This is a genomic window from Roseateles koreensis (genome assembly GCF_028595305.1).
In the GTDB taxonomy this organism is placed as follows: Bacteria; Pseudomonadota; Gammaproteobacteria; order Burkholderiales; family Burkholderiaceae_C; genus Paucibacter_A; species Paucibacter_A koreensis.
This window is the reverse complement of sequence record NZ_JAQQXS010000015.1, coordinates 89,494-110,260: the sequence shown is the minus strand read 5'-3', so window position 1 is coordinate 110,260 and position 20,767 is coordinate 89,494. Positions and strand designations below refer to the sequence as shown.

The window sequence follows — 20,767 nt, the reverse complement described above, 5'->3', positions numbered from 1 at the left end:
TTGCATCGCGATGACCCCCAAGGAGAGGCCATGAGCCTGAGTTTGAAAATACATGATGTGTCTGTGGTCTATCCTGGCCGCATTCCGGGCCAGGACGTGGTGGCCTTGTCCGGGGTCAATCTGGAAGTTGTCGAAGGTGATTTCGTCGTGGCGCTGGGTGCTTCAGGCTGTGGCAAAACCACGCTTTTGAACCTGATGTCCGGCTTCATTCAGCCGACCACGGGGTTGATCACCCTTGGGCACTATCCGGGCGAGCCCCCTGAGCAACAAGACGCTTCCAGCTTGCTGCGCGACCAGGTGACGGGCCCAGGTGCCGACCGTGGCGTGGTGTTTCAGAAGCATGCGTTGATGCCTTGGCTCAATGTGCTGGACAACGTGTGCCTGGGGTTGAAGTTGAAGGGTCTTGCCAAGGCCGAACGGGAAGAGCGTGCCATGCATTTTCTGACGCTGACGGGGTTGGCCGACTTCAAGCACCACGCGATCTACCAACTATCAGGCGGCATGCAGCAGCGCGTGGGCATTGCGCGCGCGCTGACCAATGACCCGCACATGCTGCTGTTGGACGAGCCTTTGGGTGCTCTGGATGCGCTGACACGTGAGCGGGTTCAAGAGCTGATCCTCGACATCTGGCAGCGTACCCGCAAGATGATGTTCTTCATTACCCACGATGTGGAAGAGGCTTTGTTCATGGGCACAAGGCTGATCATCATGTCGCCACGACCGGGGCGCATCACCCGCGAGTTTTCGCTGGAATTCGGGCGCCGTTTCCTGGCTTCGCGTGACGCACGGGCCATCAAATCCAGCTCAGAGTTCATTGCCCTGCGGGAGCAGGTGCTCAGCATCATCCATGGCGACGAGGAGGTCACCGCATGAACACCGCTAACCTCACTCTGCCAACTGCAGAGCCGATGAGCACGGCAACCCGCCGCCGTAGCCTGATTCAACGGATCCGCCAAGCCAGGCCTGTCAAGCCGGGTGAACAGTACGGCGCGCCCGGCAATGGCAGTAGCTTGGTGCTGAGTCTTGTCACCAGCGCATTGCTGATCGCCCTATGGGCCTGGGTCACCCATATGGCCTGGATCAAACCGCTCTTTTTGCCCTCGCCGCAGGCCGTGTGGGAGCAGTTCACGCTGGTCGCTACCGAGGGGTTTGCCGATGCCACCTTGCTGACGCACATCGCCTGGAGTTCGATGCGGGTTTTCGGCGCCTTTGCTGCGGCCACACTCACGGCCGTGCCCATCGGCATTCTCATGGGCGTGAATCGCATCGCCCGCGGTGTGTTCGACCCTATCGTCGAGTTCTACCGGCCTCTGCCGCCACTGGCCTACCTGCCGTTGGTGGTGATCTGGATGGGCATCGGTGAAGCCTCAAAAATGCTGTTGATCTACTTGGCCATGTTCGCTCCCTTGGCGATGAGTGCTCGGGCCGGTGTTCGTTCCGTGGCCATTGAGCAGATCCACGCGGCATATTCGATGGGTGCAACACGGGGTCAGGTGTTGCGGCATGTGATCCTGCCCGCAGCGCTGCCCGAGATATTGACCGGCATGCGCATCGCCATCGGCTTTGGCTGGACAACGTTGGTGGCTGCTGAAATGGTGGCCGCCACCGCCGGCTTGGGCTTCATGGTGCTGAGCGCCTCGAAGTTCCTGGTCACCGAAGTCGTGATCATGGGCATCCTGGTCATCGGCGCGCTGGCGCTGATGTTCGACCTGACCATGCGCTGGCTGGAGCGTCGCCTGGTGCCCTGGAAGGGTCGGGCATGAGCCATCGCGCGCACTGAGCCGACACAAAACATCCACTGCTTCGCATCCTCGTAGCCCAGTTTGTCCTCGCGCACGAGTGCAGGGCGGGCCGCCGCATGCCTGACGGCGTCGCTTTTATTGTTCTCACGTCTCGCATTTATTCAATGGAGTATTGACATGCATTGCAAAAAAATTCCTCTGGTCCTCTCGATTCTGCTGGCTCCTCTGGCAAGCTTTGCGGACTCATCCGTCGCTGTTTACGGCATGGTTGACCTCTTTGGCCAGTACGGGCATGGCGGAGGGGGCAACCAGTTTGCCCTGCAATCTGGCGGCCTCAACGGGTCGCGCCTGGGCTTCAAGGGGGCTGAAGACCTGGGGCAAGGGTTGAAAACGGTGTTCCAACTGGAAATGGGCATCAATGCCGACACAGGCACGCAGGGCCAAGGCGGGCTGGCATTCGGGCGTCAGGCCTATGCGGGCCTGGCCAGCAGCACGGCGGGTACCCTGACCCTGGGGCGGCAACACACGCCGACTTACCTGCTGGTTGACAACTTCGATGCCCTGGGGACGGCCGCTGGCTCGCCTTTCGCCAGTGGCGTGGCGTCGGTAAATCTGCGCAAGAACAATGCCGTGGTCTACGCCACGCCGACTTGGGGGGGCTTCTCGGCTTCGGCCATGCTGGCTCTGGGCGAAAAAGGCGCCACGAGCCAAGGCAATCACTATGCCTTGAGCGCCCAGTATGTGGGCGGAGCCTTTAGCGTCGGCGTCTCAGGGAGCCAGACGCGCCGTGACTCGGCGGATCAGCGGGATGAAACCTTCGCGGTCATGGTGGCGGCCTATGACTTTGGCGTCGTTCGCCTGTCAGGCGGGATGCAGGCCATTCAAAACTTTGGTGGATTGGATGCGGTGGACCGAACCGAGGCATTTCTGGGCGCCAATATTCCCCTGTCAAGCAGAGACACTCTGAGTGCCGGTGTGGCGAGCAGTCGAACTCGCCATCTGGAAGGCAGTCGCGCAAGCCAATGGAGCTTGGTCTACAGTCACGATTTGAGTCAACGCACGCGCGTTTACGCGGTGGTTTCCAGCATCCAAAACGGCAGCCTGACAGGCTATTCCACCGACGGTGCCACCGGCGCCGGGCCCCACACCGGTTTGGGCCAAGACGTGACGGCCTTGCAGCTTGGTGTTCGCCATAGCTTTTGACTTTGGAAAACTCAGACTCAGCAGCCCGGTGACGGGCCATTGAGTGGCTTGCTTCGAGGGGTTGTCTGCTTTGCTCAGACGACCCTTCATCAACAGATCAAGCGTAATCCAGCACCGGCCGCAACTGATCGTCCCACTGTTCGATGTCGGCTGGCGTGACGTGCAGCCAGTCCATGGCTGCGCCGTGGTGGGTGGCCCAGTCGGTGTCGTCGTTCAGCCCTTCGTGCTGGCGCATCAGGTGTTCAGCGATCAGGCCGGCGGCCACCAGGGTGTGCACTTCGGGCTCGATGTCGGAGCTGCCGAGAGAGGCGTAGTCGTGGTGCAGGCGGATTGCCGCCATCAATTCGGGGGCCATGTTCCAGGCGCGGGCCAGCAAGGCGCCGGCCACCGCGTGATCGGTACGGTGATTGGCGTTTTCGGTGGCGATATAGGGACGGTCGATGCGCGCGGCGGCTTCAACCATGGTGGAGCCATAGCCCCGCAAACTCTGCAGCAGCACGGGCATGCCGACATGGCAGAACAAGCCGAAGGTGTGCGCCAAGTCTGGCGACAAGCCGGGCAGTTGGCGCGCCACAAAGGCCATGGCGATGGCGCGCTTGGTTGAGCGCTCCCAAAAGCGGGTCAGGTGGGGGTTGTTGACCGGGATGGCATTGCGCAGCAGAAAGCCGGTCATCACCTGGCTGGTTTCGTTCAAGCCGATGCGGGTCATGGCCTGGCCTACGGTGTTGCAAGGCATGCCGTCCGACAGATGGATGGGGCTGTTGGCCAAACGCAGCAAGGTGGCCGACATGGCCACGTCGCTGGCCGCAATGCGGGCCACTTCAGTCAGGTCAGGTTGGCTGCTGCTCATGGCTTGTTGCAAGCGAGCCAACAGCTCAGGGCATGGGGGAATAACGATTTGCTTGAGCGGCCCCGTCTGGCGGGCTTTGTCAATTTCTTGGCGGATCGTGAGGGTGCTCATGGGGCGAGAGTGAATTTGGCTGGTGGTAAGGCGCATTAACCAGAATCAGCCTGTAAAGTGCAACGGATTATGTCCCGGGTAACAGCTTCTTGCCCCGGAGTTTGATAACTTTAAACCTGCACTGAATGCCACTTAATGCTCATCGCATTGCACTATTCAGACCCGCCCGGCTGGCGCGTCTGAATTCACGCACCTGCGCGGCGGCGGTGATGACGATGGTGTGTTTGCTGGCTATGTTCAGCGGGTCGGTCAGTCAGGCGCTTGACACGGCGCGGGTGTTGGAAGCCGCGGCAAAGCATTCGCCCAAAACGGTGTCAGAAGCCAAGCTGATGTTGGCCATGATCGAGCATGTTGCCAGCCTGGACGAAGTGCAGCGCCTGACGGAGGTGAATGCGTTCTTCAACAAGCACATCGAATTTCATGAAGACATCGAGGTGTGGGGGAAGATCGACTACTGGGCCAGTCCGCTTGAAGCCTTGAGCAAAGGCGAAGGCGATTGCGAAGACTACGCCATCGCCAAATACTACGGTCTGCTGTCGGCGGGCACTCCCGTTGCCAAGCTGCGCATGGTGTATGTGCGTGCTTCGCAGGCAGGGCGCTCGGTGGCCCATATGGTGCTGGCCTACTATGCACAGCCTGGGGCCGAGCCTTTGATTTTGGACAATCTGATTGCCGATGTGCGTCCCGCGTCTCAGCGCCCCGATTTGCAGCCGGTGTTCAGCTTCAATGGCGAGGGCTTGTGGCAGGGGGTGGGTTCTACGTCAGCGGGCGACCCTTTGCAGCGCTTGTCGATGTGGCGCGATTTGTTGGCCAAGGCGCGGGCTGAAGGTTTCTGAGGAACGAAAAAATGATTTCTGCTGGGGGTTGTTCATGTCCTTGATGCGTCAGATTGGTTTGTTGGTGATTGGCTTGGTGTTGGCCTCTTTGCTGGGCAGCGTGGCGGTGTCCACGGCCTCGGTGCGCTTGTTGCTGCAAACCGAGCTGCAAATGAAAAACAGTGACAACGCGCAGGCGCTGGCACTGGTGTTGTCGCAGCAACAAGGCGACCCGGTGCTGATGGACCTGCAGATGTCGGCCTTGTTCGATACCGGTTACTACCAGAGCGTGACCTTGCGCGGGGCCGATGGCAAACCGAAGGTGGAGCGCCATGGCCCGCCCGCGCTGAGCCACGCGCCGGCCTGGTTTGTTGCGCTGACGCCCATCGTGGTGCAGCCCGGCGTGGCGCAGGTGTCGAATGGCTGGAATGCCATTGGTTCCGTCGAAGTCAGCAGCCAGTCTGCCTATGCACATGACGAGCTGTGGCGCTGCGTGACCCGTATTGCACTGATCCTGGCCTGCGTGGGCGGCTTGGCTGGCCTGGCGGCGTTTTCGGTGTTGCGGCGAATTCGCCGTCCCTTGGACGATGTGGTTGCGCAGGCCCATGCCGTGGTGGAGGGAAATTTCAAGGTGGTGCCGGAGTCCGAGGTACCTGAGTTGCGTGGCCTGACGCAGGCCATGAACGCGATGGTGCAGCGCCTGGGCGGCATGTTTGAGGCCCAGGCGGAGCAGCTGCATGTGCTACGCATCCAAGCCCATTGCGATCCGCTCACCGGCATGAGTACGCGCAAACACTTCATGGCTGAATTGAGTTCAGCGCTGGGCCGAGATGAGGGGCCGGCGCGTGCTGGCTTGGTGCTGTTGAGACTGCGGGATCTGGTCGGGCTCAACCAACGCCTGGGCCGGCCGGCGGTGGACGAAATTCTGCTGACCATTGCTAAAGCGGTGAAAGCCTACCCGGACCGCGTGCGAGGATGTTTAGCCGGGCGTTTGAATGGCGCTGACTTTGCGCTGTGGCTGCCCGCACCCGATGTGGCGGGTGAGACAGCGCATGCCTTGAATGAAGCCTTGCGTGCCAGCTTGCCGGCTATTGGCAATGGCATTCAATTGGCCTTGAGCGCTGTGGATCTGCCGCGCCACCAAGCCGTGGGCCAATGGTTTGGCGCGGCCGACGCGGCCTTGGCGCAGGCTGAAAGCCTGGCCGGCTTCGCGGTGGTGGTGAGTCCCCCGGTCATCAGTGCGGCGGAGTCTGGCCCGGCGGGGCTGGCAGGGCCCGCAGGGATGGCACAGGGCGAGCAAGCGTGGCGGGCGCAAATTTTGGCTGCGTTGAAAGACCGCCGCGGGCGTTTGGTGGCCTATCCGGTGCTGGACAAAGCCGGCCACCTGGCGCATCAGGAATGCCCGCTCCAGTTGCAACTGGAGCAAGGCGGAGCCTTTGAGCCCGCCGCGCGCTGGTTGCCCCTGGCCCAGCGCAGCCGTTTGACTGCTGAGGTTGATTTGTTGGCGGTCGCCCTCGCATTGGAGGCCATTGCGGCCGATGACTTGCCTCGTTGCGTCAATATTGCGCCCGCCTCCCTGCTGGACGGAGGTTTTGTAGCCCGGCTGCGGGAGTCGGTGTTCCAGTCGCCGCAGGCGGCGCGGAAATTGGGTCTTGAGCTGGCGGAAGGGGCCGCGGTCGCACATTTCGATCTGCTGCTGGAGATGGGCCGCCAACTTCGCCCGCTGGGCGTCAAGCTGGGGCTGGAGCATGTGGGCGCCGGTCTGGCCGAGGTGGATCGCCTCTACCAAGCGGGCTTGGACTACGTGAAGCTCGACGTCGCCGTGGTCAGCGGTGTTTCTGGCGACGCCGCACGCGCCGCCTTTGTGCGCGGCATGGTGGTGATGTTGCGCAGCTTGGCGCTGAAGGTCTATGCCGAGGGGGTCAGCGACGCCATGGATGTACAGGCGCTTTGGGATTGCGAGCTTGACGGCGTGACCGGGCCTTGGGCCACGGGCCGCGCTGCGGCGCGCTGAGGGTGGCCAGACGGGCCGAGCGAATCACTAACGCCGGCCTTCAGCGGCTATTCGATGTTCGCGCAGTACAGCTCGAACGGGCGCCCCAGCCGGCGGTCTTCGAAGAAGCGTTGCAGGGTTTCGCGCACCGTGCGGAACGCCAGTTCCTCCCACGGCACCTCGTGCTCATGAAAGAGCCGCGCTTCCAGCGTCTCTGGGCCGGGGTTGAAGGTGGGTGACAGCAGCCGGGCGCGGTAGTACAGGTGAATTTGCCCCACGCGCAGCACATTCATCAAGGTGTAGAGCGGCTGTAATTCGATCTGCGCACCGGCCTCTTCGTCGGTTTCACGCAGGGCGCCATCGGCGCAGCTTTCGCCCAGTTCCAGAAAACCAGCGGGCAGCGTCCAGAAGCCGTGACGCGGCTCGATAGCGCGCCGGCACAGCAGCACCTGCTCGCCCCAAACGGGCAGGGTCCCGACGACATTGATCGGGTTTTCATAGTGAATGCTGCTACAGGCGTCGCAGGTGGCGCGGGCCCGGTTGTCATCAGCCGGTACCCGGTAATCGACGGCGGCGCCGCAGTTGGGGCAGAACTTGAAGCGTCGGTGCGTGAACATGGGATTCAGTGTAGCTGGGTGTTCGATTCGGGAGCCGCAACAGGCTGCAGAATCAGGTGCCAGAGGGGCATGACCATGGCATGATTCCCCTCCATGGAACTCTTCAATTATTTCCGCTCGTCAGCCTCGTACCGGGTGCGAATTGCTTTGGCACTCAAGGGGCTGGATTACGACTATCGCTCGGTACATCTCGCACGCAACGAGCAGTTTGACCCGGCGTATGCCAGCGCCTCGGTGTCGCGGCTGGTGCCGCTGCTGCGCGACGGCGATGCCTTGGTCAGCCAGTCCATGGCGATCATCGAGTACCTGGATGAAACCCATCCGGAGCCCGCGTTGTTGCCGCCTGATGCCTTGGGCCGCGCGCGGGTGCGTGCCTTGGCGCAAGACATTGCTTGTGAAATCCATCCCCTCAATAATCTGCGGGTCTTGCGCTACCTCAGCAAAGAGTTGGGCATGGACGAAGACAACAAAAACCGCTGGTACCGCCATTGGGTGGAGTCGGGTCTGGCGGTTGTTGAGCAGCGCCTGGCCGGCATGAGTGGCGCCTTTTGCCACGGCGACACGCCGGGTTTGGCCGACTGTTTGCTGGTACCGCAGATTTTCAATGCGCAGCGCTTCGACTGCCGGCTGGATCATGTGCCCACCGTGATGCGAGTGTTTGAGCACTGCATGACGCTGGACGCTTTTGCCAAGACGCAGCCGAGCGCTTGCCCTGATGCTGAATGAAATCAGGCTGAATGAAGTCAGCCCGTTGATCCACCCCGACTGGCTGCGGCCAGCGTTTGAGGGTTTGCCCGTGCGGGCCTTTATGACCACCCGTGCGGGCGGCGTGAGCGCAGGCATGTTTGCCAGTTTGAATGTGGGCTCTGCCGTGGGGGATGCGCCTGAAGCGGTTGCGCAAAACCGGGCGCGAGTAAGCCAAGCCCTGGGGGCTGAGGCGGTATTTTTGCAGCAAGTCCACGGCGTTGACGTGGCCGTGTTGTGCGCGGCCCATGAGACACAGGCAGTCCAGAGTGCGCCCGGCCACTTGTGGGTGGCTGATGCAGGCGTCAGTACGCAAGCCGGCGTGGGCGTGGCCATTCAGGTGGCGGATTGCTTGCCGGTGTTGTTCGCTGCGCCTGGCGGGGTCGCGGGGGCCCATGCGGGTTGGCGCGGTTTGGCCGGCGGCGTGTTGGAGAACACAGTGGCCGCCTTGTGCACCGCCGCAGGGTGCCGCCCCGAAAAGGTGCAGGCCTGGTTGGGCGCTTGCATCGGCCCGGATGCCTTTGAAGTGGGGGCCGACGTTTTGCAGGCTTTTGGCCAAGCTCCGGTGTTGGCGGACACCGCCTTTTTTCGCTACCGCCCCAAGGCGTCCGGCGAGGCGCGCTGGCATGCCGACTTGGCGGGTTTGGCGCGCCTGCGTCTTCAGGCACTGGGGGTGGGGCGCGTCAGCGGCGGTGAGTGGTGTACGTTCAGTGAACGCTCACGGTTCTTTTCCTTCCGCCGGGAGCCGCCCGGTGGGCGCATGGTCGCCGCCATTGCCTTGTGTTGAAGTGGGCACGGGGGCTTGATCGCCCGTTTCTTCCAGCAAGGCACGCTTTTTGCTCAACGCTCGTCGACCGGGGCTGCCAAGGATGTAGTGCAGGATGGCGATCGGAAGCACTCCGTACAGCAAGAAGGTGATCACCGCGCCAAGAATGCTGCCCTGCGTACTGGTGGCCTCGGCCAAGGCCATCATCAACGCCACATAGCCCCAGGTGATTGCAATCAAATTCATGTTGTGTCATGGCAAGGTAAGGGATGGAGGTTACAACATCGATTGACGAGAATGAGCCGAACAGGCCATGGCAAGCGGGCCGGGCAGCGCCGCAATCCTGAACCCGCTCTTGCCGTGGCACATTCAAGTTTTTGGTCTGAGACCGTTGGGAGGAGACCCATGGCACGTAAATCGAAAGCCGCCACAGCGGCGTCTGAAAGTTCCGTTGAAAAAGATGCCGCAGCGGCATCTGCCAGTGCCCCTGGGGGTGAGAGCGCGGCGGGCAAGGCGGCCGGGCTGGGTGATCTGTGGAACGCCATGTTGAGTCTGCAAATTCCGCCGACTGCGTTGAGCGACTTGCAGTCAAACTACATCAAGCAGGCCACCGATATATGGAACAGCGCCTTGCATTTGGGCTCGTTACAAGCGCCGGCACCCAAGCCGCTGGCCGACCGCCGATTTGCCGACGAGGCCTGGCAGGCCAATCCGGCGGCTTCATTCATGGCGCAGCTGTACTTGCTCAACGCCAAGACGCTGCAGCAGATGGCCGATCAGGTGCAGGGGGAAGAAAAGACCCGTCAGCGCATCCGTTTCGCCGTGCAGCAGTTTGTGGACGCGGCCTCGCCCAGTAATTTTCTGGCGCTGAACCCTGAAGCCCAAAAGCTGGCCCTGCAGACGCAAGGCGAAAGCATTGCCAAGGGCATGCAACAGCTGTGGGCCGATGTGCAACGCGGCCATGTGTCCCAAACCGATGAAAGCGCGTTTGAAGTGGGCCGCAACGTGGCCAGCACGCCGGGCGACATCGTGTTCGAGAACGACTTTTTTCAGTTGATCGAATACAAGCCCTTGACGGACAAGGTGCATGAGCGGCCCTTCTTATTGATCCCGCCTTGCATCAACAAGTTCTACATCCTTGACCTGCAGCCCGAGAACTCCCTGATCCGTTATGCGGTGGCACAGGGCCACCGGGTGTTCGTGGTGAGTTGGCGCAATCCGGATGCCAGCTGTGCCGCCTGGACTTGGGACGACTACATCGAGCAGGCCGCCATCAAGGCCATTACCGTTACACAGGAAATTGCGGGCACCAAGACCATCAACACCTTGGGCTTTTGCGTAGGCGGCACCATTTTGGCCACGGCCTTGGCGGTGCTGGCGGCGCGCGGCCAGCAACCGGCTGCCAGTGTTACCTTGTTGACCTCGCTGATTGACTTCTCGGCCAATGGCATCTTGGACATTTTTGTCGATGAGGCCTTGGTGCAGATGCGCGAGAAATCCATCGGCCCCGATGCACCCAAAGGCCCCGGCCTGCTTAAAGGCCAGGAACTGGCGACCACCTTCAGCTTTTTGCGGCCCAACGACCTGGTCTGGAACTATGTGGTGGGCAACTACCTCAAGGGCGAAGCGCCACCAGCCTTTGACTTGCTCTACTGGAACGGCGACGCCACGAATATGGCTGGCCCCATGTACTGCTGGTATCTGCGCCACACCTATTTGCAGAATGAGCTGCGCATTCCTGGGCGCCTGACCGTCTGCGGCGAGTCGATTGACCTGGGGCGTATTGAATCACCGGTCTACATTTACGGCTCGCGTGAAGACCACATCGTGCCTTGGGATGCCGCCTACCGGAGCACGCAGATCTTCAAGGGTGACAAACGATTTGTGCTGGGGGCGTCCGGCCATATCGCCGGGGTGATCAACCCGCCCGCCAAGAACAAGCGCAGCCATTGGATCGCCCCGAGTGCAGCCTTGCCTGCAACCGCCGAGCAATGGCAGGCCACCGCGGTGGAGCATCCCGGCAGCTGGTGGACGGATTGGTCGAACTGGCTGGCGACCCACGCCGGCGCGCAGGTGCCGGCACCCAAAACGCCGGGCAATCGTAAATACAAAGCTATCGAGGCGGCGCCCGGCCGCTACGTCAAGCAAAAAGCCTGAGAAGTTGCGGACAAGTTCTAAATTTCACCGCGCAGCGACCCGGCAGCCGATCGGGTCTTGCGAAAACATAACCTTTTAATTGAACGGATTGGAGACAGACATGACGACAGACATCGTGATTGTGGCCGCAGCGCGTACCGCCATTGGCAAGTTTGGCGGCACCTTGGCCAAGACATCCGCCGTTGAGCTCGGTGCGACCGTGGTGAAAGACCTGCTGCGTCGCTCGGGCCTGGAGGGCGGGCAGATCAATGAAGTGATCCTGGGCCAAGTGTTGACCGCCGGCGCCGGCCAAAACCCTGCGCGCCAAACCGTGATCAAGTCGGGCTTGCCGCAGTCGGTGCCGGGCTTCACGATCAACAAGGTGTGCGGCTCCGGCTTGAAGGCTGTGATGCTGGCCGCGCAGGCCATTCGCGACGGTGACAGCGACATCGTCATCGCTGGTGGCCAGGAAAATATGAGCCTCGCCCCCCACGTGCTGCCCGGCTCGCGTGACGGTCAACGCATGGGCGACTGGAAGTTGATTGACACCATGATCACCGACGGCCTGTGGGATGTGTACAACCAATACCACATGGGCATCACCGCTGAAAATGTGGCTAAGCAATACGGCATCAGTCGGGAGGCGCAAGACGCGCTGGCCCTCGGTTCTCAGCAAAAGGCTGCCGCTGCTCAGGATGCCGGCCGGTTCAAGGATGAGATTGCCGCTGTGTCGATCGCCCAGAAGAAGGGCGACCCCATCGTCTTTGATGCCGATGAATTCATCAACCGCAAATCCAATGCCGACGTGCTGGCGGGTTTGCGCCCTGCCTTCGACAAGGCCGGCAGCGTGACGGCGGGCAATGCCTCCGGCTTGAACGACGGCGCGGCGGGCCTGCTGCTCATGACGGCTACCAAGGCGGCTCAATTGGGTCTGACGCCCTTGGCGCGCATTGCTTCTTATGCATCGGCAGGCCTCGATCCCGCCATCATGGGCATGGGGCCTGTGCCTGCGGCTCGCAAGGCGTTGGAGCGTGCGGGTTGGAAGGCGCAAGACCTCGACCTGCTTGAAATCAATGAAGCCTTTGCCGCACAGGCCTGTGCCGTTCACCAGGAAATGGGCTGGGACATGAGCAAGGTCAATGTCAATGGCGGCGCGATTGCCCTGGGTCATCCCATCGGTGCTTCCGGCGCCCGCATCTTGGTCACGCTGCTGCATGAAATGCAGCGACGCAACGCCAAGAAGGGCATCGCCTCGCTGTGTATCGGTGGCGGCATGGGTGTGGCACTGACGGTGGAACGTTGAGTTTTGATGTGAATCAAGACTTGGTGGATGTGGATTTGCACCAATAGGGTCAACCCGCTTGACCACCTGTAGGGCATGCGGGAGCCTTGACTGGCACTGTAGATTACCTGCGTCTTCTTCGATGAATAGAGACAAGTCGCAAGCAGCGTTTTGGACGCGACGTTGCGAGCGACCCTGAACAGCGAGCCCTGGAGGCGAAGGAGATTCAAATGAGTCAGAAAATTGCATATGTCACCGGCGGCATGGGCGGCATTGGCACCGCGATGTGCCAGCGCTTGCACAAAGAGGGCTTCAAGGTCATCGCCGGTTGCGGCCCGAGCCGCGACTTCACCAAGTGGCTCCATGAACAAGCCGCACTGGGCTATACCTTTTATGCGTCCGTGGGCAATGTGGCCGAGTGGGACTCCACCGTAGAAGCTTTTGCCAAGGTGCGCGCGGAGCACGGCCCCGTGGACGTGTTGGTCAACAACGCCGGCATCACCCGGGACGGCATGTTCCGCAAGATGAGCCGTGCGGACTGGGACGCGGTGATTGGCACCAACCTGAACTCCATGTTCAACGTGACCAAGCAGGTGATTGAAGACATGATGGAGCGGGGCTGGGGCCGCATCATCAACATCTCGTCGGTGAACGGTGAGAAGGGCCAGTTTGGGCAAACCAACTACTCGGCCGCCAAGGCCGGTATGCATGGCTTCACCATGGCCTTGGCGCAAGAAGTTGCCGCCAAGGGCGTCACGGTCAACACGGTGAGCCCGGGTTATATCGGCACCGATATGGTCAAGGCGATCCGGCCTGAGGTGCTGGAGAAAATCGTCGCGACCATCCCCATCAAACGCCTTGGTACGCCTGAAGAAATTGCGGCGATCGTGGCGTGGCTGGCGGGCGAGGATTCGGGCTTCACCACCGGGGCTGATTTCAGCTGCAACGGCGGTTTGCACATGGGTTGATGCGGTTACAGGCGCCGGGTCATGGCGCCTGAGTCCTGAGTTCATCAAGCTCAGCAGTCGGCGGTGAGGGAGGCGCCTTCACCGCCGATCTTCGTTGGAGAGGGCCTCGCGACGTGGTGGCAAGCCCGTCGTGGTTTGAATCAGCCCTTGGTTTGCAACAGGGCGGAGATTCGCCGGGCGGCTTCCGTCAGTTTGGGCAGGCAGTTTTCCAACAAGGCTTCTGGCGGCGTTCGATTGACTTGCGCGCCAATATTGAGCGCGGCCAGCGTGTGGCCATTGCGGTCCACGATGGGGGCGGCGAGCGACACCAAGCCTTCTTCCAATTCCTGGTTCAGCAGGCACCAGCCTTGTTCGCGAACCTGTGCGATCCGCTGCCGCAGTTCCTCTTCATTGGTAACCGTGCGCACGGTGTGGCGGGCCATGGGCCCGTCGGCCAGGCCTTGCAGATAGCGGTCAAGGGCGTCTTGGCTCAGGCCAGCCAGCAAGACGCGGCCCATCGAGGTGCACCAAGCGGGCAGGCGGCTACCGGGCCCCAGATTGACGCTCATGATCTTGCGGGCCGGGACGCGCAGGATGTAGACGATGTCGCTGCTTTCCAGGACAGCAGCGGACACGCTTTCCCCCAGCTCGCTGGCCAGGGTCTGCATCACTGGCTCGGCAAAGTGCCACAGGGGTTGGCTGGAGAGGTAGGCAAAGCCGAGGTCCAGAATTTTCGGCGTGAGGGCGAATTGACGCCCGTCGCAGCTGACATAACCCAGCGTTTCAAGCGTCAGCAGAATTCGGCGCGCACCGGCGCGGCTGAGTTGGCAGCGTTTGGCCACTTCACTCAAAGTTTGCTGCGGTGCGTCCGCATTGAAAGCGCGAATGACTGACAAACCCCGGGCGAAGGACTGTACATAACTGTCGCCGGGTTTGAGCACAGCGTTGGGGCCGGCTGCGGTCTGCTCAGGGGTGTGTTCAGTCATGCGGGCAGTATAGGCAGCGGGGCTGATGGACTTGTGTTGCTGCGCGCACATTCAGGCGGCCAACCGGCAGGTGCATTGACCCTGGGCAAGACCCGCTGGCGCCTGCCTACTACACTGGCGCTTGGTGCCGCTCGGTGGGTGGCCCTCCATTTTCTTTCTGCCTGAGGTTGCATTGATGTTGTTTTTGTTCCGGCCGCGCGTTCTTGCCTCTTGGGTTCTTGCTGGTTCCGCCTTGTCGGCATTGGCGGCACCGCCTGCAGTTGGTGCAGCGCTGGCGCGCGCGGCCAAGCCGATTTTTGTCTTGAATTCACTGGATGCCAACATCAGCGTGATCGACCCGGTCACCTTCACTGAAATCAAACGGATCCCCACGGGCAAAGAGCCGCATCACCTCTATCTCACCCCGGACGACAAGTCCTTGGTCGTGGCCAATGCGCTGGGGGACTCGCTGACCTTTGTCAACCCGGTAACGGCCGAGGTGCAGCGGGTGATTAACGGGATTTCCGACCCCTACCATCTGCGTTTTTCGCCCGATATGAAGTGGTTTGTGACGGCAGCCAACCGGCTCGACCACGTGAGCATTTATCGCTGGGTGCCGGCGGACGCCAACAATCCTTTCCAACTGGTCAAGCGCATTGCTGCGCCCAAGACGCCCAGCCATCTCTACATCGACACCAAGAGCACGGTGCTGTACGTGAGCCTGCAAGACAGCGATGAGTTGCTGGCGGTGGACCTGGCCACCCAGACACCGCGTTGGAAGGTCAAGGTTGGGCCCATGCCCGCAGATATTTTTCTGGCGCCCGATGACAAACACATCCTGGTGGCTTTGACGGGTGCCAAGGAGGTGGAGGTCTACGACGTCAGCAACCCGGCGGTACCTGCCAAGTTGGTCAAACGCATCGCTTCAGGCAAAGGCGCGCACTCCTTCCGCAATTGGGGCGACGGGCGCCATGTGTTGGTCAGCAACCGTGCTGGCAACACCATCAGCAAGATCGATTTGCAGACCTTTGCGGTGGTTGACGAGTTTCCCGGCCCGAACGGCCCGGATGACATGGAAGTGCTGGCCGACGGCAAGACGATTCTCGTGACCTCTCGTTGGGCGGGCAAGCTGACCAAGATCGACACAGTGAGCCGCAAGGTGATTCAGCAAGTCAGCGTGGGTAAATCGCCGCACGGCGTGTGGACCTTGGATCACATGCCGCGTCAGTGATGGGCTTTTTGCATTTGGCTCGCCCGTGGGTTGGGGGGATCGTGGGATGGGCGCTGGCTTGGGGTGTGCAGGCCGCTCCGGTTTGCGACAAGCCGGTCTACCTCACTTTCGACACCGGTCATATGGGCGTGGCGCCGCTGATTGTTGAGACGCTCAAACGCTTTGACGCCAAGGCCACATTTTTCCTGGCCAATGAGCCGACCCAAACCGGCGGGCAGACGCTGGACGAGAAGTGGGCTCCTTGGTGGAAGGCCTTGGCCGCGCAGGGCCATGACTTTGGTGCGCACACCTGGGACCACGACGTTTGGCTGGAAGACCTGCCCGACGGGCGCTTCAAAGTTCGCACCGCTGCGGGCATGCAAAAACCTGTGGTGCGAGAAGTGACGGCGCAGCAGTACTGCGACAGCTTGGACAAAGTGGCCAAACGCTTCACCGAAATGACGGGCAAACCGCTGGGGCCTATCTTCCGTGCGCCGGCTGGCAAGGCCTCACCCGCGTTGCTCGCGGCGACCCAGCGCTGCGGCTACACCCATGTGGGATGGAGCGCCGCCGGCTTTTTGGGAGACGAGTTGTCCAGCAGCCGCTACCCCAACGCGATGCTGCTCGAGCGGGCTTTGAGCGACATCCGGCCCGGTGATATCTTGATGGCGCATTTGGGCATCTGGTCGCGCCAGGAGCCTTGGGCGCCCGCGGTGCTCGAGCCGCTGATGCAGGGGCTGAAAGACAAAGGCATGTGCTTTGCGCCGCTGCATGAGCATCCCCGTTTTGCGGGCCTGTTCAAGGCGGCTGCGGCGCATCCGGCGGCCAGTGCGGCTAGCCATGCCGCTAGCAATCCCATCAGCAAGCTAGAAGGCAAGCCTGACGCCAAACCCGAGAGCAAGCCGGGCGGACGAAAACCATGATCGAAGCCATCGTTGACGGATTCAACCAAGCGCAGCTGTACTTGTTCGAGGGGGTGGTTGAGCCCCTGGTCTTTGGCTTGGGCGGTGGCAATTTGCTGGAGGAGGCCTTTGCCGCGACCGGCTGGCTACTGGCCGGCCTGATCCAAATCTTGGTGATGTTGACCTTCATTCGTGCCTTGGAGCGCTGGCGGCCGGTGGAAGCAGTGACCGATCGCGCCGCCGTTCACGTTGACGTGGTCTACACGCTGATCCACCGCTTGGGCCTGTTCCGGTTGGTGATGTTTTTCAGCATCGATCCGGCGTGGGATTGGTTGGCCGGGCAGATGCGGCTGGCGGGTGTTCCCAGCTTTCAATTGGATGCCTTGTGGCCCGGCGTGACCGATTTGCCCCTGGTGAGTTTCGTGCTTTATTTGCTCGTGTTCGACGGGGTCAATTATTGGCTGCATCGCGCCCAGCATCAGTGGAATTGGTGGTGGGCACTGCATTCGCTGCACCACAGCCAGCGACAGATGACTCTGTGGAGCGACAACCGCAACCACTTGCTGGACGATGTGATCCGTGACGCGGTGTTTGTGCTGTTGGCCCGATTCATCGGCGTGGAGCCGGGGCAGTTCGTCGCGCTGGTGGCGGTGTCTCAGCTGATGGAGAACCTGCAACATGCCAATGTTCGCGTGTGGTTCGGGTCCGTGTTTGAGCGGCTGGTGGTGAGCCCCCGGTTTCATCGGCGCCATCACTCCATCGGCATCGGCCATGAGTCAGACGGCAAGGGTACCCTGGGTGGGCATAACTTTGCGGTGCTGTTTGCGTTCTGGGACGTGATCTTCGGTACCGCCGATTTCAAGCTGCAATGGGACGCCACCGGCGTGCGCGATCAACTGCCCGAGGAGGGCGGGCGTGACTACGGCCGTGGCTTCTGGGCGCAGCAGTGGCTGGGCGTGCTGCGACTGTTTCAACGGGCGTGATCGCTTGACATTGGCTTTGTTCGCCGCAAGATGGCGACCACTGTGAGTGAGTGAGGCGAACAAGATGATCAATTCTATGGGGCGGGTAGCCGATGCGTTTTGGCGGGCTGCGGCCTATTGCCTGCATCCGCGGGTCATTGCCATGTCGGTGCTGCCGCTATTGCTATCGGCCGGCTTGGCATTTGCGCTGGGCTATTTTTATTGGGAAGACACGGTTGCGGGCATGCGCGCCACCTTGGACTCCTGGCGGTTGATCGACACCCTGCTGGGTTGGCTGGATCATGTCGGCGCGAGCGGGTTCCGCAGCGTCATGGCGCCGCTGCTGGTTTTGGCTTTTGCCCTGCCGGTGATCGTGGTGCTGAGCTTGCTGCTGGTGGCGATGCTGATGTCGTCGTCGCTGGTGGCGCTGGTTGGCGAGCGGCGCTTTCCTCTGCTCGAAAAGAAGCAGGGCGGCGCCTGGTGGAAGTCGCTGGGCTACTCGCTCTGGTATTCGATACTGGCCTTGCTGGCCTTGTTGGTAAGCATGCCGTTTTGGCTGATTCCGCCGCTGGTGTTGTTTTTGCCGCCGCTGATTTGGGGGTGGCTGGGTTACAAGGTGTTCAGCTTTGATGCGTTGGCCCTGCATGCGTCAGTGCAGGAGCGGCGCCAACTGATGCGCCAGCATCGGTTTCCCTTGTTGATCCTGGGACTGGTGACGGGCTATCTCGGCGCTGCACCCGCGGCCATCTGGGCCTTGGGGGTGATGGCCGTGGCGATGGCGCCCCTGCTGGTTTTGCTGTCGATCTGGCTGTACACCTTGGTATTCGCTTTTTCGATGCTGTGGTTCACGCACTATGCGCTGGCTGCGTTGCAAGAGTTGCGCAATGCGCGCAGTGGGACGACCATCCCGCCTGTGCCGCCCAGCGTGCCGGCATTGGCCGAAGTGCTTGATCCGCCCGCACCCCCTACCATCTCTTTGCCGCCCGCGGCCACCGCCCCATGAACATCGGTTTGATCATCATTGGTGACGAAATCCTGTCCGGCAAGCGTCAGGATCGCCACCTGTCCAAGTTCATCGAACTGCTGTCGGAGCGGGGCATGCAGCTGGACTGGGCCCAGTACCTTGGCGACGACCCCGCGCGTATCACGGCGCAATTGCGCCAGGCCTTTGCCAGCGGCGATCTGGTGATCAGCTGTGGCGGCATCGGCGCCACGCCGGACGATCACACCCGGCAATCCGCCGCAGCGGCCCTGGGGCGTGAATTACAGCTTCACCCTGAGGCGCGTGAGTTGATTTGGGCCCGCATCCAGCACATGGCGCAAGAGCAGGGGCACGCCCCACCGGACCCGGCGGCGGGGGACAGCCTGCGCCGGTTTCAGATGGGTGTGTTTCCGACCGGGGCGGAGATCATTCCCAACCCCTTCAACGGCATTCCCGGATTTTTCGTGGGCAACGTGTATTTCGTGCCCGGCTTTCCGGTGATGGCTCACCCCATGATGACCTGGGTGCTCGACCAACGCCACGCCGAACTGCACCGTGCGCGCGGTGTGTTGGAGCGTTCCTTGATTGTTCTGGGCGCCATGGAGGCCAGCCTCACGCCCTTGATGGAATCCATTGAAGCCCACTTTACAGGGATCAAGGTGTTCAGCCTACCTAGCGTCGACCATCCTCAATGGGGCCGCCATATCGAACTGGGTGTCAAAGGAGACGCAGGGCAGTTGGCATCCGCTTATGAAGCGCTTAAAGCGGGCGTGCTCGAGTTTGGTGCGGTTGTAAGCACCGAATTGGTGCGGCAGTGAGTCATTCTGCGCACCAAGTCGGTGGCTGTCGATGAATTGTTTTTTGCCGATGGCTTGTGCTGCGCCGTGAAGCCCGCATAATTCCGCTGCGCCCGAATTTGGCGGCTTGCGCACTGTGCTGGCACATAAACTGCTTAAGTCAATGCACGGTGCATGTCAGTCGACTCAAAAACGTGCGTGTGCCGAATAAATATCAGTCCCCCCCAAGATTTTTCCGCTAGGAGCTATTGATGGCCAAGACCGTCGCCGACGTGATGAAGATGGTGAAGGAAAACGAAGTCAAGTTTGTTGACTTCCGCTTCACCGATACCCGTGGCAAGGAGCAGCACGTGTCTGTGCCCGTGTCGCATTTCGACGAAGACAAGTTCGTTTCCGGCCACGCTTTTGACGGCTCCTCGATTGCAGGTTGGAAGGGCATTGAGGCCTCCGACATGCTGTTGATGCCCGATCCGAACACCGCCAACATCGACCCTTTCTTCGAAGAGCCGACGCTGATCATGAGCTGCGACGTGGTCGAGCCCAGCGATGGCAAGGCTTATGAGCGTGATCCGCGTTCGCTGGCCAAGCGCGCTGAAGCCTACCTGAAGTCCTCCGGCCTGGGCGACACCGCCTTCTTCGGTCCGGAACCTGAATTCTTCGTGTTCGACAGCATCCGCTGGAACGTGGACATGTCGGGTTGCTTCGTGAAGATCGACTCCGAAGAAGCTGCTTGGAACTCGGGCAAGGACTACGAGCAAGGCAATAGCGGCTACCGTCCGACCGTCAAGGGCGGCTATTTCCCCACGCCTCCGGTGGATTCGGGCCAGGACATGCGCTCGGAAATGAGCTTGATCCTGGAACAACTGGGCATCCCGGTTGAAGTGCATCACCACGAAGTGGCTAATGCAGGCCAGATGGAAATCGGCACCCGCTTCAGCTCGCTGGTTGAGCGCGCCGACTGGACCCAACTGCAAAAGTACGTGATCCAGAACGTGGCCCATGCCTACGGCAAGACCGCCACTTTCATGCCTAAGCCCATCGTTGGCGACAACGGCAGCGGCATGCACGTGCACCAGTCGGTCTGGAAAGATGGCAAGAACCTGTTTGCCGGTGACGGCTACGGTGGCCTGAGCGAATTCGCCCTGTACTACATCGGCGGCATCATCAAACACGCTCGCGCGCTGAACGCCATCACCAACCCCGGTACCAATTCGTACAAGCGTCTGGTGCCTGGCTTTGAGGCGCCGGTCAAGCTGGCTTACTCGGCTCGCAACCGTTCAGCGTCGATCCGTATCCCCTTCGTGGCCAACCCCAAGGGGCGTCGCATTGAGGCACGTTTCCCCGATCCTCTGATGAACCCCTACCTGGGTTTCTCGGCCCTGCTGATGGCGGGTCTGGACGGCGTGGAAAACAAGATCCATCCGGGCGAAGCAGCCACCAAGGATCTGTACCATTTGCCGCCTGAAGAAGACGCATTGGTGCCGACCGTTTGCCACAGCCTCGAGCAGGCGCTGGAATATCTGGACAAGGACCGTGCCTTCCTGACCAAGGGTGGCGTGTTCACTGATGCCTATATCGACGCCTACATCGAACTGAAGATGCAAGAAGTCACGCGCATGCGCATGACCACGCATCCGGTCGAGTTCGACATGTATTACACGCTGTAATCGCTGATCGCGATCAAGGGCCGGCGTCAGCCCGTCCATGCAGCATGCAAAGGGGCAACTTCGGTTGCCCCTTTTT

20 protein-coding genes are annotated in these 20,767 nt (G+C 61.3%); 16 read left to right on the top strand and 4 right to left on the bottom strand.

Annotated features, from left to right (window positions below; translation table 11 throughout):
- Positions 1-30: 30 nt before the first annotated feature.
- The 3 genes from PRZ01_RS16270 (at position 31) to PRZ01_RS16260 (ending at position 2,945) form a co-directional block, all read left to right on the top strand.
- The gene (locus PRZ01_RS16270; protein ID WP_273597859.1) at positions 31-873 is read left to right on the top strand and encodes a taurine ABC transporter ATP-binding protein; all 843 of its coding nucleotides are present in this window, start codon (positions 31-33) and stop codon (positions 871-873) included.
- Positions 874-908: 35 nt separating this feature from the next.
- Complete coding sequence (locus PRZ01_RS16265) at positions 909-1,763, top strand: ABC transporter permease subunit (protein ID WP_273597869.1); 855 nt, start codon at positions 909-911, stop codon at positions 1,761-1,763.
- 156 nt (positions 1,764-1,919) lie between these two features.
- The gene (locus PRZ01_RS16260) at positions 1,920-2,945 is read left to right on the top strand and encodes a porin (protein ID WP_273597858.1); all 1,026 of its coding nucleotides are present in this window, start codon (positions 1,920-1,922) and stop codon (positions 2,943-2,945) included.
- Between the two features lie 97 nt (positions 2,946-3,042).
- Here PRZ01_RS16260 and PRZ01_RS16255 read toward each other — a convergent pair whose 3' ends face one another.
- Complete coding sequence (locus tag PRZ01_RS16255) at positions 3,043-3,906, bottom strand: HDOD domain-containing protein (protein WP_273597857.1); 864 nt, start codon at positions 3,904-3,906, stop codon at positions 3,043-3,045.
- 125 nt (positions 3,907-4,031) lie between these two features.
- On the opposite strand from PRZ01_RS16255, the gene PRZ01_RS16250 reads away from it, so the two are divergent.
- Both PRZ01_RS16250 and PRZ01_RS16245 read left to right on the top strand, forming a co-directional pair.
- A complete protein-coding gene (locus tag PRZ01_RS16250; protein WP_273597856.1) occupies positions 4,032-4,742 on the top strand; it encodes a transglutaminase-like cysteine peptidase in 711 nt (236 codons plus the stop codon).
- Positions 4,743-4,776: 34 nt separating this feature from the next.
- Complete coding sequence (locus PRZ01_RS16245; RefSeq protein ID WP_273597855.1) at positions 4,777-6,735, top strand: bifunctional diguanylate cyclase/phosphodiesterase; 1,959 nt, start codon at positions 4,777-4,779, stop codon at positions 6,733-6,735.
- 47 nt (positions 6,736-6,782) lie between these two features.
- Here PRZ01_RS16245 and PRZ01_RS16240 read toward each other — a convergent pair whose 3' ends face one another.
- On the bottom strand, positions 6,783-7,331 hold the full coding sequence (locus PRZ01_RS16240) for an NUDIX hydrolase (RefSeq protein ID WP_273597854.1): 549 nt from the start codon (positions 7,329-7,331) through the stop codon (positions 6,783-6,785).
- A 93-nt stretch (positions 7,332-7,424) separates the two neighbouring features.
- On the opposite strand from PRZ01_RS16240, the gene maiA reads away from it, so the two are divergent.
- Together maiA and pgeF are read left to right on the top strand one after the other, a co-directional pair.
- Positions 7,425-8,057 (top strand): maleylacetoacetate isomerase, encoded by a 633-nt coding sequence (maiA, locus tag PRZ01_RS16235; protein WP_273597853.1) that lies wholly within the window; start codon positions 7,425-7,427, stop codon positions 8,055-8,057.
- Positions 8,047-8,862 carry a peptidoglycan editing factor PgeF gene (gene pgeF / locus PRZ01_RS16230; protein WP_273597852.1) on the top strand — a complete coding sequence of 272 codons (816 nt, stop codon included), beginning with the start codon at positions 8,047-8,049 and terminating at the stop codon, positions 8,860-8,862. Before maiA ends, pgeF begins: the two co-directional genes overlap by 11 nt.
- Here the strand turns inward: pgeF and PRZ01_RS16225 are convergent.
- Positions 8,794-9,087, bottom strand: a complete 294-nt coding sequence (locus PRZ01_RS16225; RefSeq protein ID WP_273597851.1) for a hypothetical protein — start codon at positions 9,085-9,087, stop codon at positions 8,794-8,796. The two genes, pgeF and PRZ01_RS16225, sit on opposite strands and share 69 nt — an antisense overlap.
- Positions 9,088-9,246: 159 nt before the next feature.
- Here PRZ01_RS16225 and phaC point away from each other — a divergent pair, with 159 nt between their 5' ends.
- The 3 genes from phaC (at position 9,247) to phbB (ending at position 13,227) form a co-directional block, all read left to right on the top strand.
- A complete protein-coding gene (gene phaC / locus PRZ01_RS16220) occupies positions 9,247-10,998 on the top strand; it encodes a class I poly(R)-hydroxyalkanoic acid synthase (RefSeq protein ID WP_273597850.1) in 1,752 nt (583 codons plus the stop codon).
- 100 nt (positions 10,999-11,098) lie between these two features.
- Positions 11,099-12,280 (top strand): acetyl-CoA C-acetyltransferase, encoded by a 1,182-nt coding sequence (locus PRZ01_RS16215; protein WP_273597849.1) that lies wholly within the window; start codon positions 11,099-11,101, stop codon positions 12,278-12,280.
- Positions 12,281-12,489: 209 nt separating this feature from the next.
- Positions 12,490-13,227 carry an acetoacetyl-CoA reductase gene (gene phbB / locus PRZ01_RS16210; protein WP_273597848.1) on the top strand — a complete coding sequence of 246 codons (738 nt, stop codon included), beginning with the start codon at positions 12,490-12,492 and terminating at the stop codon, positions 13,225-13,227.
- A gap of 140 nt (positions 13,228-13,367) precedes the next feature.
- Here phbB and PRZ01_RS16205 read toward each other — a convergent pair whose 3' ends face one another.
- Positions 13,368-14,192 carry an IclR family transcriptional regulator domain-containing protein gene (locus PRZ01_RS16205; RefSeq protein ID WP_273597847.1) on the bottom strand — a complete coding sequence of 275 codons (825 nt, stop codon included), beginning with the start codon at positions 14,190-14,192 and terminating at the stop codon, positions 13,368-13,370.
- 175 nt (positions 14,193-14,367) lie between these two features.
- Here PRZ01_RS16205 and PRZ01_RS16200 point away from each other — a divergent pair, with 175 nt between their 5' ends.
- From PRZ01_RS16200 to glnA, 6 genes are all read left to right on the top strand, one after another.
- On the top strand, positions 14,368-15,402 hold the full coding sequence (locus PRZ01_RS16200; protein WP_273597846.1) for a YncE family protein: 1,035 nt from the start codon (positions 14,368-14,370) through the stop codon (positions 15,400-15,402).
- Positions 15,402-16,304: a polysaccharide deacetylase family protein gene (locus PRZ01_RS16195; RefSeq protein ID WP_409993866.1), complete on the top strand. Its 903-nt coding sequence runs from the start codon at positions 15,402-15,404 to the stop codon at positions 16,302-16,304. Before PRZ01_RS16200 ends, PRZ01_RS16195 begins: the two co-directional genes overlap by 1 nt.
- On the top strand, positions 16,301-17,266 hold the full coding sequence (locus PRZ01_RS16190) for a sterol desaturase family protein (protein ID WP_273597844.1): 966 nt from the start codon (positions 16,301-16,303) through the stop codon (positions 17,264-17,266). Before PRZ01_RS16195 ends, PRZ01_RS16190 begins: the two co-directional genes overlap by 4 nt.
- Before the next feature lie 64 nt (positions 17,267-17,330).
- A complete protein-coding gene (locus PRZ01_RS16185) occupies positions 17,331-18,248 on the top strand; it encodes an EI24 domain-containing protein (protein WP_273597843.1) in 918 nt (305 codons plus the stop codon).
- A complete protein-coding gene (locus tag PRZ01_RS16180; protein ID WP_273597842.1) occupies positions 18,245-19,045 on the top strand; it encodes a competence/damage-inducible protein A in 801 nt (266 codons plus the stop codon). Before PRZ01_RS16185 ends, PRZ01_RS16180 begins: the two co-directional genes overlap by 4 nt.
- A gap of 230 nt (positions 19,046-19,275) precedes the next feature.
- A complete protein-coding gene (gene glnA, locus PRZ01_RS16175) occupies positions 19,276-20,691 on the top strand; it encodes a type I glutamate--ammonia ligase (protein ID WP_273597841.1) in 1,416 nt (471 codons plus the stop codon).
- The last annotated feature ends 76 nt before the right edge of the window (positions 20,692-20,767 follow it).